This is a genomic window from Nocardioides sp., assembly GCF_047606145.1.
GTDB lineage: Bacteria > Actinomycetota > Actinomycetes > Propionibacteriales > Nocardioidaceae > Nocardioides.
Genome location: NZ_JASGET010000068.1, coordinates 35,086 through 50,764, shown reverse-complemented (window position 1 = coordinate 50,764; position 15,679 = coordinate 35,086). Strand labels below are relative to the sequence as shown.

General features: G+C 71.5%; 12 protein-coding genes and 1 pseudogene. 2 read left to right on the top strand and 11 right to left on the bottom strand.

Annotated features, from left to right (window positions below; all coding sequences use genetic code 11):
- Positions 1-1,123 (bottom strand): annotated as a pseudogene (locus QM638_RS08680) (hypothetical protein); the annotation flags it as partial.
- An 85-nt stretch (positions 1,124-1,208) separates the two neighbouring features.
- Positions 1,209-1,619, bottom strand: coding sequence for a globin domain-containing protein (locus QM638_RS08675; RefSeq protein ID WP_415141560.1), 411 nt, complete (start codon positions 1,617-1,619; stop codon positions 1,209-1,211).
- Positions 1,620-1,812: 193 nt separating this feature from the next.
- Here QM638_RS08675 and QM638_RS08670 point away from each other — a divergent pair, with 193 nt between their 5' ends.
- Complete coding sequence (locus tag QM638_RS08670) at positions 1,813-3,366, top strand: DHA2 family efflux MFS transporter permease subunit (protein ID WP_415141559.1); 1,554 nt, start codon at positions 1,813-1,815, stop codon at positions 3,364-3,366.
- A gap of 164 nt (positions 3,367-3,530) precedes the next feature.
- On the opposite strand, the gene QM638_RS08665 is transcribed toward QM638_RS08670, so the two are convergent.
- From QM638_RS08665 to QM638_RS08640, 6 genes are all read right to left on the bottom strand, one after another.
- Positions 3,531-5,663 carry a RecQ family ATP-dependent DNA helicase gene (locus QM638_RS08665; RefSeq protein ID WP_415141558.1) on the bottom strand — a complete coding sequence of 711 codons (2,133 nt, stop codon included), beginning with the start codon at positions 5,661-5,663 and terminating at the stop codon, positions 3,531-3,533.
- Positions 5,664-5,803: 140 nt separating this feature from the next.
- The gene (locus QM638_RS08660) at positions 5,804-6,493 is read right to left on the bottom strand and encodes an O-methyltransferase (protein ID WP_415141557.1); all 690 of its coding nucleotides are present in this window, start codon (positions 6,491-6,493) and stop codon (positions 5,804-5,806) included.
- Positions 6,494-6,906: 413 nt separating this feature from the next.
- Positions 6,907-7,695: a 2-phosphosulfolactate phosphatase gene (locus tag QM638_RS08655; protein WP_415141556.1), complete on the bottom strand. Its 789-nt coding sequence runs from the start codon at positions 7,693-7,695 to the stop codon at positions 6,907-6,909.
- A 5-nt stretch (positions 7,696-7,700) separates the two neighbouring features.
- Complete coding sequence (locus QM638_RS08650) at positions 7,701-9,656, bottom strand: M13 family metallopeptidase (protein ID WP_415141555.1); 1,956 nt, start codon at positions 9,654-9,656, stop codon at positions 7,701-7,703.
- A 69-nt stretch (positions 9,657-9,725) separates the two neighbouring features.
- Positions 9,726-11,006: a M15 family metallopeptidase gene (locus QM638_RS08645; protein WP_415141554.1), complete on the bottom strand. Its 1,281-nt coding sequence runs from the start codon at positions 11,004-11,006 to the stop codon at positions 9,726-9,728.
- 214 nt (positions 11,007-11,220) lie between these two features.
- On the bottom strand, positions 11,221-12,000 hold the full coding sequence (locus tag QM638_RS08640) for a maleylpyruvate isomerase N-terminal domain-containing protein (RefSeq protein ID WP_415141553.1): 780 nt from the start codon (positions 11,998-12,000) through the stop codon (positions 11,221-11,223).
- Positions 12,001-12,113: 113 nt separating this feature from the next.
- On the opposite strand from QM638_RS08640, the gene ppgK reads away from it, so the two are divergent.
- Complete coding sequence (gene ppgK / locus QM638_RS08635; protein ID WP_415141552.1) at positions 12,114-12,881, top strand: polyphosphate--glucose phosphotransferase; 768 nt, start codon at positions 12,114-12,116, stop codon at positions 12,879-12,881.
- 18 nt (positions 12,882-12,899) lie between these two features.
- Here ppgK and QM638_RS08630 read toward each other — a convergent pair whose 3' ends face one another.
- The 3 genes from QM638_RS08630 to pntB form a co-directional block, all read right to left on the bottom strand.
- Positions 12,900-13,388, bottom strand: a complete 489-nt coding sequence (locus QM638_RS08630; RefSeq protein ID WP_415141551.1) for a hypothetical protein — start codon at positions 13,386-13,388, stop codon at positions 12,900-12,902.
- Between the two features lie 93 nt (positions 13,389-13,481).
- The gene (locus tag QM638_RS08625; RefSeq protein WP_415141550.1) at positions 13,482-14,099 is read right to left on the bottom strand and encodes a nitroreductase family protein; all 618 of its coding nucleotides are present in this window, start codon (positions 14,097-14,099) and stop codon (positions 13,482-13,484) included.
- 156 nt (positions 14,100-14,255) lie between these two features.
- Positions 14,256-15,677 (bottom strand): Re/Si-specific NAD(P)(+) transhydrogenase subunit beta, encoded by a 1,422-nt coding sequence (gene pntB, locus QM638_RS08620; RefSeq protein WP_415141549.1) that lies wholly within the window; start codon positions 15,675-15,677, stop codon positions 14,256-14,258.
- Between the last annotated feature and the right edge of the window lie 2 nt (positions 15,678-15,679).

Genomic DNA, 15,679 nt, shown 5'->3' with positions numbered 1-15,679 from the left:
CGGCCCTGGCCGAGCGCGGGGTCGATGTGCTGTGGCCGCGTGTGCTCGGCCCGCTGCTGACCGATCGGTCGAGCACCGCGGCGGCGGTGACCGCCCGATCGGTCAGCAGCGGGCCGAGCACACGCGGCCACAGCACATCGACCCCGCGCTCGGCCAGGGCCGCGACGCCGTCCTCGAGCAGGCCGCCGATCTCGTCCGCGGCCAGCTCGATCCGGTCGGGCACCGGCTGGTCGAGGAGCCGGTCGAGCACCGGCCAGGCCTCCGCGGCCCGGCGCAACGCCGCGGAGGCATGGGTGCGGGCGCGCGGGCCGAAGCCGTGGTCGACGCTCTCCGCCCACAGCTGCGAGGCGTCCACCACGTGCAGCGGATCGGTCTCGTCGTGGACCTGCGGCACCAACCGGACGCTGCCGGCGAGCAGGTCCTCCTCGTCGGCCTCGACCCGCAGCGAGATCGACACAAGCGTGGGCAGCGCCGACGGCGATCCGACCGATGGAGCCGGCGACGGCACCTGGCCCGAGACCCGGTCCGCGGTGGAGTCGGTCGGTGCGTGCGGCGCAGGTGCGTGCTGGGCGGGTAGGTGTGGGGCCAGCCGCTGGGCGAGCCGCTCCCGGAACCGGGTCGTCCGGTCGCGTGCGGCGGCCTCGGCCGTCGCCGGGTCGGGCAGTGTCGGCGAGAGTCGGTGCGACCGACGCGGTCCGCGTGGGGTCGTCCGCGGAGCCGGTGAGGGCGGACTGGTCGGCACGGCGTCGGCGACCGCGTCGACCAGGTCCCGGACCATCCGCTCGACCTCGGCGCCAGAGCGGTCGCCGTACCCTCTGGCCTCGGCGAGCAGTCGGATCCGGTCGTGGTCCTCGGACTCCAGCCGGAGCCGCCAGTGTCGCGCCTCCGGCGCCGGCTCGAGCCGGCCGGCCGCGACCAGCCGGAGCGCGAGGTGCGCGGCCGCGGCGAACAGCGCCACCGTGTCGTGGACGTCGTCGCGGACGTGTGCCTTGGTCAGGATGGGCAGCGCCGCCTTCATCGGCAGGCTGAGGTGCCGGCGCGCGTCGCTGAACTCGATGCTGCCGTCCCGTGGCGGCACCGCGGCGCGAAAGCGCGCCGGACCGGCGACGGGTACGAAGCTCACCCGTCGAACCTATCCGTGCTCACCGACAGGCGCGCCGTTCGCGGGCCCCTCCTCCGGGCCGCCGCGCCGGCAGGTCCGGCGAGGGTCAGGCGGACCGCTCCTGCGCCGGGTAGCCGGCCAGCATCAGCCCGGAGACCGCTCCCAGAGCCTCCGACCAGGCCGCGGACATCGCCGGCGTCCACTGCGCACCGGCTCGCTCGGCCATCGCCGCGACCATGCACTCGGCCACCGCGTCGTACATCGCCGGGGTGGCGCCGTACCCGGCGTGCTTGGCGCCGAGCGTGCCGAGCGTCTGGGTCAGCCAGGCCGGATCGTCGAGATGATCGAGTACGGCGACCACCGCGGTGCGCAGCATGGCCGCCTGCGGCCGGACGTCGGCGGAGAACATCGGGCGCACGGCGGGGTAGCGCTCGAAGAGGATCTCGTAGAAGCGTGGAGTGAGTCCCTCGTCGTCATCGGCGAGCAGAAGGCTCGCGGTCAACAGTTCCTTGTCCATGATGGGACTCAACGCGACCGCGGTTTCGAGCGCCCTCACCCGCCGGACGACAAGCCGTAAACTCCGTCTCACGATCTCACGGAGGCTCGGCCGACCTCTCGGGGACCGTCCCGGCGGCACCCGCGGCGGCATCTGCTGTGGCGAGCCGAATCCCGATCGCGTCCTGTCGGTGGGCACACCTAGGATCTGCACAGTGACCAGCAACGTGACTGCCGACCCACCCGCCACGCCTCCCACCGGCTATCTCGACCGGAGCGTGCTGCTCGTGGCCGGTGTGGTGGTCGTGGGTGCGATCATGTCCATCCTCGACATCACCGTCGTCTCGGTCGCCCAACAGGACTTCCAGCAGCAGTTCGACGTCAACGCCGCCGAGTCGGCGTGGACGATGACGGGCTACACCCTGGCGCTGGCCACCGTGATCCCGCTGACCGGCTGGGCCGCCGACCGGTTCGGCACCAAGCGCCTCTATCTGCTGGCGATCCTCTTCTTCGCCCTCGGCTCGGCGCTCTGTGCGCTGGCCACCAGCTTGCCGATGCTGGTGACCTTCCGCGTCATCCAGGGGCTCGGCGGCGGCATGCTGATGCCGCTGGGCATGACGATCCTGACCCGTGCCGCCGGCCCCGAACGGGTCGGCCGGGTGATGGCGGTGCTGGGCATCCCGATGCTGCTCGGCCCGATCTGCGGCCCGATCCTGGGAGGCTGGCTGATCGACGTCGCCTCGTGGCATTGGATCTTCCTGATCAACATCCCGATCGGGGTCGTCGCGCTGGTCTACGCCTGGCTCATCCTGCCCCGAGACCACGTCGAGCCGTCGGAGTCCTTCGACTTCCTCGGCATGCTGCTGCTCAGCCCGGGGCTCGCCGTGCTCCTCTACGGCATCTCGATGATCCCCGAGACCGGGACCTTCGCGGCCACCAAGGTCGTCGTACCGGTCATCATCGGAGCGGCGCTGGTGGTCGCGTTCGTGCCGTGGGCGCTCAACCCGCGCAACCGGCACCCGTTGGTCGACCTGCGACTCTTCGCCAACAAGGAGCTCACCGTCGCGGTGATCACCCTGTCGGTGTTCTGCGTCGCGTTCTTCGGCGCCGGCCTGCTCTTCCCGCAGTACTACCAGTTCGTCCGCGGCGAGGACTCGCTGCACGCCGGCCTGCTGCTGGCACCGCAGGGCCTGGGCGCGATGGTGACCATGCCGCTGGCCGGCGCGCTGGCCGACCGGATCGGGCCGGGCAAGGTCGTGATGACCGGCGTCACGATCATCGTGGTCGGGATGTTCCTGTTCTCCACCCTCGACGAGTCCACGCCGTACTGGTTCCTGCTGCTCTCGCTGTTCATCATGGGTCTCGGCATGGGCTGCACGATGATGCCGACCTTCGCCGCGGCGCAGGCGACGCTGCGCGAGCACACCATCGCGCGCGGATCGACACTGGTGAACATCGTCCAGCAGGTGGCCGCCTCCGTCGGGACGGCGATCTTCACGGTGCTGCTCACCAACGGGATCAAGGACCATCCGACCACCGCCGGGGCGTACGTCGCCGGGTTGCAGTCGCTCGATCCCGACCACCCCGACCCGAGCGTGCTCGCCCAGCTCCGGCAGCTGGCCGGCACGGCGCTGCCGGACCTGGCCGGCGTGTTCGGCAACACGTTCCTGATCGCCACGATCATGGTCGCCTGCTGCCTGGTCCCGGCCTTCTTCCTGCCACGCTCCAAGGCCGAGCACGGCGGCGCGGCACCCTCGGTGATGCACTGAGGCCGCGGGCGGTGCCGGGGGCAGTTTCACCGGTTCACCGGTGAAACTGGCACTTCCTGCGGGTTGCAACCCGCAGGAAGTGCCAGTTTCACGCAGGGAGTGATCACACCCGCCACCCGATCCGTGGCCACAACCGGCGCTCTCCCCCGGCCGGACAGCCGGGGTCAGGCCGTCGTGGCGAGCGCCAACGGGAGTACGGCGCCCGCCCCGGCCCGTCGCAGAGCCCGAGCCGCCAACGTCATCGTCCAGCCGGTGCCGACCCGGTCATCGACCAGCAGCACCGATCCCTGCGGGGGGATCTCGGCCCGCAGCTCGAACCGACGCCCGACGGCCGCCACCCGCTGCGCGGAGTTGGCGGCTCCCTGACCGGGACGGATCTCCTCGTCGAGGATCGCGTAGCTGCCGATGACGGGTGACCGCAGGTAGCGGGAGAGCCCGGCCGCCAGATCACGGCTCAGCGTGGGGCGGGTGGCCGACTCGACGTACACGATCGCGTCGACCGAGGGCCGCCAGTCGCCGAGCACCTCGATCACCGCCTTGACCAACGGCACCGGGACCGGGCCGTCCGGGGTTCCCTCGGCGAACAGCTCGCGCAACTGCTGACCGTAGCCGAGGTCGGTCAGCCGGGCGACCGCGCGGCCCGGCTCGGCGCCGTCGCGGATCCTGCCCTTCAGCTCGATGCCGAGCCGGTCCAGGCCGCTGGGCCACAGCTTCTTCGGCTCGATCACCACGCCGGGCCGGGACAGTCGCGCACTCGCCTCCGCGACCGCGGTCCGGGAGACCTCCGCCGAGATCGGGACGCCGGTGCAGTTGTCGCACCGCCCGCAGTCGGCCGCCTCGGGGTCATCGAGCTGCTCGCGCAGGAACCGCATCCGGCAGGTGTCGGTGGCGATGTAGTCCAGCATCGCCTGCTGCTCGCGAGCGCGCGCCTGCGCCACCCGGGCGTAGCGCTCGGCGTCGTAGGCCCACTCCTGACCGGTGGCCTCCCACCCACCGCCGACCCGGCGGACGGCACCGTCGACGTCGAGCACCTTGAGCATCTGCTCGAGCCGGGACCGGCTCAGGTCGACGTACGTCTCCAGCGCCTGGGTGGACAGCGCCCGCCCGGCCTCCGTCAGCGCCGCCAGCGTCATCCGGACCTGGTCCTCCCGCGGGAAGGCGAGGGAGGCGAAGTAGGCCCAGATGTCACGGTCCTCGGGGCCGGGCAGGAGCACCACCGGGGCACCGGACCCCGAGGCCGCCAGCCCCCGGCCGGCGCGGCCGACCTGCTGGTAGTAGGAGACCGGCGAGGAGGGCGCACCGACGTTGACCACGAATCCCAACGACGCGTCGAAGCCCATGCCGAGTGCCGAGGTGGCGATCAGCGCCTTGACCCGGCCCTCGGCGAGCCGCTCCTCGAGCTCGTGGCGCTCGGCGGGCTCGGTACGGCCGGAGTACGCCGCCACGTCGTGCCCCCGGCCGCGCAGATAGTCGGCGATCTCCTCGGTGGCGGCCACGGTCAGGCAGTAGACGATGCCGGATCCCGACTGCTCGGCGAGGTGATCCGAGAGCCAGGCCAGCCGCATCTCGGGAGTGCGCAGACGGACGACTCCGAGCCGGAGGGACTCCCGGTCGAGCGACCCGCGCAGCACCAGGGTGGCGCCACCGGTGGCGCCACCGAGCTGCTCGGCCACGTCGCCGGTCACCCGGGCGTTCGCGGTGGCGGTGGTGGCCAACACCGGGATGCCGGCGGGCAGGTCGTCCAACAGGGTCCTGATCCGGCGATAGTCGGGACGGAAGTCGTGTCCCCAGTCCGAGATGCAGTGCGCCTCGTCGATCACCAGCAGGCCGCACTCCGCCGCCAGCCGCGGCAGCACGGCGTCGCGGAAGGTGGGGTTGTTGAGCCGCTCCGGGCTGACCAGCAGCACGTCGACCTCGCCGGCGTGGATCGCCGACTCGACCTGCTGCCAGTCCTCGGGGTTGGTGGAGTTGATGGTCGCCGCCCGGATCCCGGCGCGCTCGGCCGCCGCAATCTGGTTGCGCATCAGCGCGAGCAACGGCGAGACGATGACCGTCGGCCCGGCACCCCGCTCACGGAGCAGCAGGGTGGCGACGAAGTAGACCGCCGACTTCCCCCAGCCGGTCCTCTGCACCACCAGCGCCCGGCGGCGGTCGATCGCCAGTGCCTCGATCGCGCTCCACTGGTCCTCGCGCAGGCTCGCCTCGGGCTCGCCGACCAGCGCCCGCAGGTGCTCCTCGGCCCGGGCGCGGGCCGCCGTGCGTGCCTCGGCGCGTACGTCGGTCGGCGACTCAGTCATGCCCCCGTGTCTACCAGCGCCGACCGACACCGTCCGCCCGGGCGTCGGGATGCGGCCAGTGCCGGCGGCCGCGACGAGACAGTGGGCGAGGCGGCGCTGTTCCGGGTGCTCGCCACCCGTCACCTCGGGAGCAGGGCCGATCAGTCGGGCCGCTTGACGACGCCGATGGCGAACCCGTCCCAGCCCTTGAGGCCCACGGTCTGGAGCGCGGTGGCGTCGATCCGGTCGTCCTGGCCGAGCAGTTCGATCAGGGCCCAGGTGCCATGGACCCGAGGATCGCTGCTGCCGGGGTCGGCGACGGCGCCGTTGCGCACCACGTTGTCGCCGATGATCACGGTGCCAGGTCTGCTCAGGGCGAGCGCGGCCTCGAGATAGGCGGGATTGTTGGGCTTGTCGGCGTCGATGAAGACCAGATCGAACGGGTCCACCGGGGCATCGACCAGTGCCCGAACGGAGTCGACCGCCGGGCCGACGACCAGCTCGATCCGGTCGGCGACTCCGGCGCGGATGAAGTTGTCTCTCGCGACGGCGGCGGTCCGCTCGTCGACCTCGAAGGTGACGACCCTGCCCGCGGGGCCGATCGCGCGCGCCAGCCAGATGGTCGAGTAGCCGGCGAGGGTGCCGAACTCCAGGACCCGACGGGCTCCGGCGATCCGGGCGATGACGCCGAGGAACGCGCCTTGGCTCGGCGAGACGTCGGCTTGGGGCATCACCGTTCGGATCGAGCTCTCCCGAGCGTGGACGAGGGCCTCGTCCTCGGTGACCAGGCGGTCGATGAAGTAGGTGTCCACCGCCGACCAGATCGCCTCACCGTCGTACACGCCACTCACCCTATGCCGCCTCGAGCGAGCGGGTCGGCGGTGGCCATGCCCCACTGTCTGGCCACCGCCGAGTCCTTGAGGTGCCCGCCGGGACGGCTCAGACGGCGGCGACCCCGAGTCTGCGTCGTCGCGTCGTGCCTGCCTTCGATCTGGGACGTCCGGACAGATGTCTAACTCGACGTCCCGCCTCGAGGTGATGATCAGGTTTGTGCGTTGCAGAAACCTGCAACGGCCCCGCCCGGTGTCACGCGCCGTCGCGACCCTCCCGCCGGCGGTCTCGATACGCTCGCTGGCGCTCGCTACTCGACCGACAACCGGCACGCCGACGCTCGCTGCTCGACCGACACGGCGCTGGCGCTCGCTGCTCGACCGACAACCGGCACGCCGGCGCTCGCTGCCCGAGACCCTCCTCGCCGGACCCCTCACCCGGCGACGAACGCCCCGTCGCACAGCAGCGGTACGACGCCGCTGGCGTCGTGCTCGGCCGCGATCTCGACGTCCTCGGCGTACCCCCTGCCGATCAGCTCCTGGCCGCTGGCGCAGCGGCGCAGCCGCTCGGCCAGCCGGGGTGCGACCAGCTCGTAGGAGTCCGCCGCCACCCAGGCCTCTGGGCTGAGGTCGTCCGGCGGCACGCCCGCGTCCAGCAGGGCGTGCACCACCGCGCCCGCGCCCCACAGGTCCTCCACCGCCGGTCTCAGCGATCCGTCCGGCCAGCGCTCGCCGGCGGCGATGATGCCGACGCTCTCGGCCGGCGTGGCCCGGGCCGCGATCCAGCGGGCCACCGCGGTGGCGTTGCGCAGCGACGCACCCAGCACCCGAGCCCCGGTGCCGGCCAGCAGGGCACTGATCGTGGAGCCGTTCGGCGAGGGCAGCACCACCCGCTCGACGCCGTCGACCTGGTTCATCGCCGCCGGGCTCAGGCTGACCGCCGGCCGGACCCTCTCGGTGGCGTCCTTCTCCCCCTCGAGCCGTCCGACGGCGAGCACGGCGGCCATGCTCTCGGCGTACGCCGCCGCACTCTCGTCTCGCCACCGATGGGGCCAGACCCGCATGCCGCGCTCGACCGCGACGGTGAGCGTGGTGGTGAAGGAGAGGATGTCGATGACGACCGCGTACGCCGTCCCCGACCCGACCGCCTCCGCGCCCGTCGGACCCCACTCCATCCGGATCCGATGGTCTGCCTGGGTGTGCTCGGGAACGGCGGACGCCACCGCCCTCACCAGATCCGGACGCGCTCGGCGGGCTCGAGCCAGAGCCCGTCGCCGACCTGGGTGCCGAAGACCTCGTGGAACTCGTCGAGGTTCCGGACGATGTTCGCGCGGAACTCCGGCGGGGAGTGCGGATCGATCGTCAGGTACTGCTGCGCCTGCTCCTTGCGGCGCACGGTGCGCCACACGTAGGCCCAGTTGAGGAACAGCTTCTCCCGGTCCGCCGCGGTGGCGTCGGGATTCGCCAGCAGGTAGGCGGTGTGGGCGATGGTCAGCCCACCCAGGTCGCCGATGTTCTCCCCGACGGTGAGCGCGCCGTTGACGTGCTCGCCGGGCAGGTCCCGCGGCGAGAACCCGTTGTACTGCTCGATGAGCGTCTTGGTCTTGATCTCGAAGGCCGACTTGTCCGCCGGCGTCCACCAGTCGGCCATGTTGCCGTCGCCGTCGAACTGTGCGCCCTGGTCGTCGAAGCCGTGCCCGATCTCGTGCCCGATGACGGCGCCGATGCCGCCGTAGTTCTCGGCCAGCTCGGCGTCCGGGGCGAAGAACGGTCGCTGCAGGATCCCGGCGGGGAAGCAGATCTCGTTGGTGCCGGGGTTGTAGTAGGCGTTCACGGTCTGCGGCAGCATGAACCACTCGTCGCGATCGACCGGCGAGCCGATCTTGTCCAGCTGGCGGTTGGTCTCGAAGACCGACGCCGCGCAGACGTTCCCGAGCAGGTCGCCGGCATCGATCGCGAGCGCGGAGTAGTCCCGCCACGTGTCGGGATAGCCGATCTTCGGGGTGAACTTCGCCAGCTTGTCGTACGCCCGCTGCTTGGTCTCCTCGCTCATCCAGTCGAGCTTCGCGATGGAGGCACGATAGGCGGCCAGCAGGTTGGCGACCAGCTCGTCCATCATCGCCTTCGACTCCGGGCCGAAGTGCCGGGCGGCGTACTCCTTGCCGACCGCCTCGCCGAGCGCTCCCTCGACCAGCGCGACGCCACGCTTCCATCGCTCACGCAGCTCGGGGGTGCCGTTGAGGGTGCGGCCGTAGAAGTCGAAGTTCACCTCGACGAAGTCGTCGACCAGGTACGGCGCCGCCCAACGCAGCACGTGGAAGGCCAGCCAGCTCTGCCAGTCGGCCACGCCGACCTGGCCGAGCACGGCGTCCAGATGGGAGAGGTACGACGGCTGCCGGACGGTGACCTCGCCGAGCAGCTCCTCGCAGGTGTGCCGGGCCCCGGAGAGGTTGGTGACGTAGGCGTCGAAGTCGAACGCCGGGCACAGCTCGCGCAGCTCGGCGAGCGTCATCAGGTTGTAGGTCTTCTGCTTGTCCCGGGTCTCGGCCCGCTCCCAGTGTCCCTGGGCCAACAGGGTGTCGACGCGGAGGACCGTCGCCGCCTCGGCCACCGGGTCCTCGCGGCCGGCGAGGGAGAAGAGCCGGGTCAGGTAGTCGACGTACTTCTCCCGGACCTCGGCGAACTTCTCCTCCCGGTAGTAGGACTCGTCCGGCAGTCCGAGCCCGCCCTGGGCCAGGTTGACGATGTAGCGGTCGGCCGCCTTGTCGTCGTTGTCGATGTAGGAGCCGAAGATGCCGTGCCCGCCGAAGCGCTCGATCTCGCCGAGCAGCGCCGCCAGGTCGCGGGTGTCGCGCAGCCCGCCGACCGCGGCGAGCAGCGGCTGGATCGGCTCGGTTCCGGCGGCTTCGATCGCGGCCGTGTCCATGAACGAGGCGTAGAGGTCACCGATCTTGCGCGCCTCCGAGCCGGGCTCCGCGGCGGCCGCCGACTCGGCCAGCTCGGTGATGATCGCGCGGACCTGTTCCTCGGCCCGATCGGCGAGCATCACGAACGGCCCCCAGCTGGACCTGTCGGCGGGGATCTGCGGGTCGCGCAACCAGATGCCGTTGACGTGGCCGAAGAGGTCGTCCTGGGGGCGGATCCCCGGGTCCATGCCGGGGCGGGCGTCGTCGAGAATGCTCACGGCCAGACCCTAGCGCGACGCCGGAGGCGGCCTCCCCGTCCTCGGCGCATCCGGCTCGGCCCATCCGGCTCAGCCCGGATGCACGATCCGGTTGACCTCGAAGTGCATCGGGTCGGTGTAGTGCCAGGTGCCGCCCCAGGTGAATCCCCATTTGTTGAAGATCGCGACCACCCGCGGATCGATCTCACCGGCGGTCCCGCGCTGGTTCTCGGGCACGTTGATGTCGAAGGCGAGTCCGAAGGCGTGGTTCGACAGCGAGGTGGTGCCGGCGATGAAGCGCGGGACGTAGCAGCCGCCGTACTGGCTGGGATGGATCTTGTCGGCCAGACCGTCCTGGACGATCTCCTGCAGGGCCGCCTTGAGCTGCGGGAACATCACCTTGTTGCAGGTCATGGCGCCGATGATCGGCATCGTCTCGGTGCGGATGTGTGCCGAGACCCAGGCCGGGTCGGGAGAGATCCGGCCACCGCCGACAGCGGTGTAGGTGTAGTGGCCGACCGCGTCGGCGACGGTGCCGACGACATAGGCGGTCTGGGTGGCCTTGGGGTCGATGCCGGTGCGAGCGACCACGTCCACCCGCTGCACCGAGACCTTGCGGCCGACGATCTTGTCGACCGCCTTGACCGTCTTGTCCGGCGACGAGCCGCCGGTGGAGATGACCAGCGCGTTGTCCTGCGCCATCCCCATCGCCTCGCCCCACCTGGTGTTGACCACCGCGTCGATCACCCCGAGGACCTGGTCGGCATAGGCGCCGACGTGCAGCTTCGGGGCGTCCTTGGCCGAGCCGAGCTGGACGTAGCCCGCCTTGTTCGGCCGGAGCTGCTTCTTGCGGTCGTTGGTGATGGCGATCTCCCCGCCGGCGACCCGCTGCCAGACCACGTTGGCGTCGGCGCTGCTGGCCGGGGTGAAGTTGCGGTACGTCGACGGGTCGACCGCGGCGACCTTCATCATCCGGTCCTCGATCGGGACCAGTGCCAGCGAGATCGGCTCGACGGCCGTGACCCCGGCGGCGTGCCTGATCGCGGCGATGGTGTCCGCATCCAGGCTCTGTTGCGACCAGACCAGCAGGTCCGAGGAGACCACCGGCCCGACCCGGTCCCCCGGCATCGACACCGCATGGGAGGGGTCGGCGACCGGCACGCTCGCACTGGCCGAGCTGGAGGTGCCACTCGTCGAGGCACCCGGCGAGGTCGCGGTGCCCGATCCGCTCGCCGGGTCGGAGGCGGTGCCGCTTGCGGTCCCGGACGCCGTGCCGGACATCGTGCCCGCATCCCCGCTGGGATCGCCCGCCCGAGGAGACCCCGAGCCGCAGGCCACCAGCGTGGCGGCCAGCGCCAGCACGGCGAGCATCCTCGCCACCCCCCGGCACCGCATCGGCCGGGGAGTCTGAGCCCCATGTCGCATCCGACCTCCCCGGCACAGGGTAGACGGCACCGGGTGGACGGCACAGCGTAGATCGGTGGTGATCGTGACCGAGCGGGTCACCATCTGCTCGGCCGGTGGGACCGGGGTGAACCAGGCTGGCCGGGCTGAGCCGCGTTGGAGCCGCGTTGGACCGTCGGGCTCAGCCCCAGGCCACCGCCGTCAGCTCGCGCCAGTCGCCGGTCGGCATGGCCGGTGGCGCGCCCCGGTTCCACACCCGGAGATAGACCTCGCCCGCGTCCCCGGTCAGCTCCCAGTCGGCGCTGCGACCCCGATCGCCGTCGCCGAGGCGGAGGGTGCGCGGCGGATGTGGGCCGACCTCGACCTCCCACGACTCCCCCACGTCCGGGAGTCGTACGACGAGCAGCGACTCCTCCGCGGAGCGCAGCGTCGAGGTGGGCCGGGGCAGGAAGCCACCCAGCAGCTCGTCGATCCCGTCGACGGCGACCTCGGCGCCGATCCAGTCGGCCTCGGCCGGCTCGGGCACCCGTCCGAGCGCGGCGGCCTGGGCGTCCACGGCATGGATGGTGGTCTCGTGCGCCTGCCGGCGCGCCCAGAACTCCCGCGGCGCCGGCGCGTCGGCCAGGAAGGTGAGCACCTCCAGGTCGGGCGCCGCCTGGGTGAGCTGGTGGGACAGCCGGACCGCACCGGTGCGCAGCCAGCCGAGCGGATCCATCGCGACCAGGCCCTCGGCCTGCCAGGCGGCGCTCCGCTCCTGGGCGACGCGCGGCCGCTCACCCGAGACGAGGGCCGTCGCCCAGCGGTGCACCATCCCCTGATGGGCGATCAGGTCGCGCACGGTCCAGCCCGGGCAGGTCGGCACGTCGGCGTCCAGGCCGGCCCGGTCGGCGTACCGGACGAACGCGGTCATCGCGGTGCCGAGGGCGGCGAGGTGTTGCGCGAGGCTCAATCGGGTGGGCACCGTCCCATCGTCCCAGCCGGCGCCGACGGCGTCGCCCGAATTCCAGGCTGTGGCCCGGTGGACCGCCGATGACCGCGGGTGACCACCCGGCCGGCGTGAGCGAAGATGGGGCCATGAGTGCGACTCAGGAAGCGACGCTGCCCTTCGGGATCGACTTCGGCGGCACCGGGATCAAGGGGGCACCGATCGACCTCGCCCAGGGTGTCTTCGCCGCCGAGCGGGTGCGGATCAAGACACCGGACAAGTCGGTGCCGGAGGCGATCGCGGAGGTCTTCGTCGAGCTCCTCGGCCACTTCCCCGAGGCCAGCGGCCCGGTGGGCGTGACGGTCCCCGGCGTGGTCCATCACGGTGTGGTCCGCAGTGCCGCGAACATCGACAAGTCCTGGATCGGCACCGACGCCGATGCGCTGTTCACCGAGGCGACCGGGCGCGAGGTGCACGTGGTCAACGACGCCGATGCCGCCGGCCTGGCCGAGTCCCGCTACGGCGCCGCCCGGGGCCACGACGGCCTCGTCATCGTCACCACGCTGGGCACCGGCATCGGCTCGGCACTGCTCTACGACGGCACGTTGGTGCCCAACTCCGAGCTCGGCCATCTGGAGATCGACGGCCACGACGCCGAGAGCCGCGCGGCCAACAGCGCCCGGGAGCGCGAGGAGCTCTCCTGGACGCACTGGGCCAAGCGACTGCAGACCTACTACCGCACCCTGGAGCGGCTCTTCTCCCCCGACCTGTTCGTGGTCGGCGGCGGGGTGTCGAAGCACAGCGAGGAGTTCCTGCCGCTGCTCGACCTGGACACCGAGATCGTGCCGGCGACCCTGCGGAACAACGCCGGCGCGGTCGGGGCGGCGCTCTACGCGGTCGAGCGCGGCGGGCGGTAGCCCGACACCGCGGCCGGGTCAGCCGTTGTCGGTGAACCGCGAGCCCAGGCAGTGCGCGAAGACGGCCCTCGGGTCGCCCGCGACGTGCGTGTTCTGCAGGAACTTCAAGGTGAACTCGGCGTCCTTGGTGCGGAGGAACATCCGCGCCCGTCCGAGCATCAGCTTGCGGTACTCCGCCGAGCCGATCTCGTCCCAGCGCACCAGGGTCTTGCGTGGCGAGGCGAGCAGGCCGTCGACGCCGTTGCGCAGCACCTTCTGGATGAACGGGCTGCGATTGAGCTCGTCGGCCGTGGCGGTGCCCGTGACGACCCCGGCGATCGCACCGCCGATCGCACCGCCGAGCGCGCCACCGACGCCGCGGGCGACACCGGCCGCACCGGCCTTGCCGGAGACGATCGCCTTGTGGATCACCACGCCCTGGCCGAGGACGACGACGATCCGCCCCATGCCGGCCGGAGCCCAGGCAGCGAGGACGTCGTTCTCACCGGGTTGGTTGGGCGACTCCATCAGAACTCCTTCCGCTCGTGCCGGCCGGGTCGCCGGCGCCGGGACGCTACCCAGGTCGCCGGCACCCGAACCATCGAGCCGAGGAGGGCGGCCTCACCGCCGCCAGGGCTGGCCCCAGCCGCCGGCGTACGCGATCTCGGTGAGCGGTTTGCGGATCCGCTCGCGCTGCTCCCGCTCGGCGTCGACGGGATCGACGCTCGCAGGGTCGCCGTGCACGCCGACCGCGATCCCGGTCATCACCTGCCACCACTCCGGGACGCCCAGCGCCTCGCCGACCGCGGCGTGGTCGAAGCCGGCGAACTGGTGCGCCGCCAGACCCATCGCCGCCGCCTGGATGGTCAGGTGCGCGGCCGACTGGCCGAGGTCGTAGTAGGAGTACGTCGGCCACTTCGGCCCGTTGCCGTCCGGGTCGGGCGCCGTCTGGGCCACCGTGATGAAGACCGCCGAGGCGCGCGGCACCCAGCCGGAGTTGCCGCGGGAGAGGTGAGCCAGGAGTACGTCGTGGGTGGCGGAGCCGCGCGGCGCCACCAGATAGCCCCACGGCTGCCCGTTGCCGGCGCTCGGCGCCCACTGGGCGGCCCGCAGCAGCAGCTCGATCTCGGTGTCGTCGAGGGTGTGGGTCGGCTCGAAGACGCTCACGCTCCAGCGGTCGCGCAGATGGTCGGTGAGGCTCTCGGCGCCCGGCATCGGCGCGCGCAGTGGATCGCTCATGACCCTATTGTCCACTAAACCGGTTGGCTAACTCCTGCGGGGTGGCGGGTATCGGCCGCCCAGCAAGGTATGCAGGCGAGTGGGCACTTCCCTTGTGGAACTCCAACGGGGAAGTGCCCACTCGCCTGCATACCTTGACGAACGCGCGCGGCCGCCTCAGACCGGGACCCGGTCGAGGCAGGAGACGATCTCCTCGACCTTGTCCTTGGCGTCGCCGAAGAGCATCTGGGTGTTCTCCCGGAAGAACAGCGGGTTCTGTACGCCGGCGTAGCCGGTGGCCATGGAGCGCTTGAACACGATCACGTCGGCGGCCTCCCAGACCCGCAGCACCGGCATGCCGGCGATGGGTGAGCCGGGGTCCTCGGCGGCGGCGGGGTTGACCGTGTCGTTGGCGCCGATGACGAGCACGACGTCGGTGGTGGCGAGGTCGTCGTTGATCTCGTCCATCTCCAACACGATGTCGTAGGGCACCTTGGCCTCGGCCAGCAGCACGTTCATGTGGCCGGGCAGCCGACCCGCGACCGGGTGCACCCCGAAGCGGACCTCCACACCCCGCTCGCGCAGTTTGCGGGTCAGCGTGGCGACCGGGTACTGGGCCTGGGCCACCGCCATCCCGTAGCCGGGGGTGATGACCACCGAGGTGGCGCGGGCCAACAGGTCGGCCGCGGCCTCGGCGTCGGTCTCGCGATGCTCCCCGACCTCGTCGTCGCCACCGCTGGAGGCCTCGATGCCGAACCCGCCGGCGATCACAGAGAGGAAGGAACGGTTCATCGCCTGGCACATGATGTAGGACAGGTAGGCACCACTGGACCCGACCAGGGCACCGGTGACGATGAGCAGGTCGTTGTCGAGCAGGAACCCCGAGGCCGCGGCCGCCCAGCCGGAGTAGGAGTTCAGCATCGAGACCACCACCGGCATGTCGCCCCCGCCGATCGAGGCCACCAGGTGCAGACCGAGCGCCAGCGCGAGGATCGTGACCACCACCATCAGCCACAGCGCCGGGCGGGAGACGAAGACGATCGTCAGTACGACGAAGGCGACCAGGATGCCGAGGTTGATCAGGTTCTTGCCGGGCAGCACCAGCGGGGCGGACCTGATCCGGGCCGACAGCTTGAGGTTGGCCACGATCGACCCGGTGAAGGTCACCGCACCGATGAAGATGCCGATGAAGACCTCGGCGTGATGGATCCGGAGCAGCGAGCCGGCGAAGAACTCCAACCCGTTGCGCTCGACCTCGACGTAGGAGGCCCAGCCGACCAGCACCGCGGCGAGTCCGACGAAGGAGTGCAGCAGCGCGATCAGCTCGGGCATCCCGGTCATCTGCACGATCCGCGCGCGCCACAGGCCGATGGTGGCTCCGATCGCGGTCGCGACCACCAGGATCGCCACCGCGCTGCCGCGGGTGGTGGACTCGTGGACCGACAGGCCGATCGTGGCGGCCAGGGCGATGACCATGCCCGTCACACCGTAGGCCCAGCCGGGCTTGGCGGTCTCGTGCCGAGACAGCCCGGCGAGGCTGAAGATGAACAGCAACGCGGCGATCAGGTACGCCGCTCCTGCGATCGAGCTGGCCGACATCG

Excerpts from the sequence above, each read along its gene's own strand:
- QM638_RS08675 (WP_415141560.1), bottom strand. The coding sequence starts at position 1,619 with ATGGACAAGGAACTGTTGACCGCGAGCCTTCTGCTCGCCGATGACGAC.
- QM638_RS08665 (WP_415141558.1), bottom strand. The coding sequence starts at position 5,663 with ATGACTGAGTCGCCGACCGACGTACGCGCCGAGGCACGCACGGCGGCC.
- QM638_RS08645 (WP_415141554.1), bottom strand. The coding sequence starts at position 11,006 with ATGCTCGCCGTGCTGGCGCTGGCCGCCACGCTGGTGGCCTGCGGCTCG.
- ppgK (WP_415141552.1), top strand. The coding sequence starts at position 12,114 with ATGAGTGCGACTCAGGAAGCGACGCTGCCCTTCGGGATCGACTTCGGC.
- QM638_RS08630 (WP_415141551.1), bottom strand. The coding sequence starts at position 13,388 with ATGGAGTCGCCCAACCAACCCGGTGAGAACGACGTCCTCGCTGCCTGG.
- QM638_RS08625 (WP_415141550.1), bottom strand. The coding sequence starts at position 14,099 with ATGAGCGATCCACTGCGCGCGCCGATGCCGGGCGCCGAGAGCCTCACC.
- pntB (WP_415141549.1), bottom strand. The coding sequence starts at position 15,677 with ATGTCGGCCAGCTCGATCGCAGGAGCGGCGTACCTGATCGCCGCGTTG.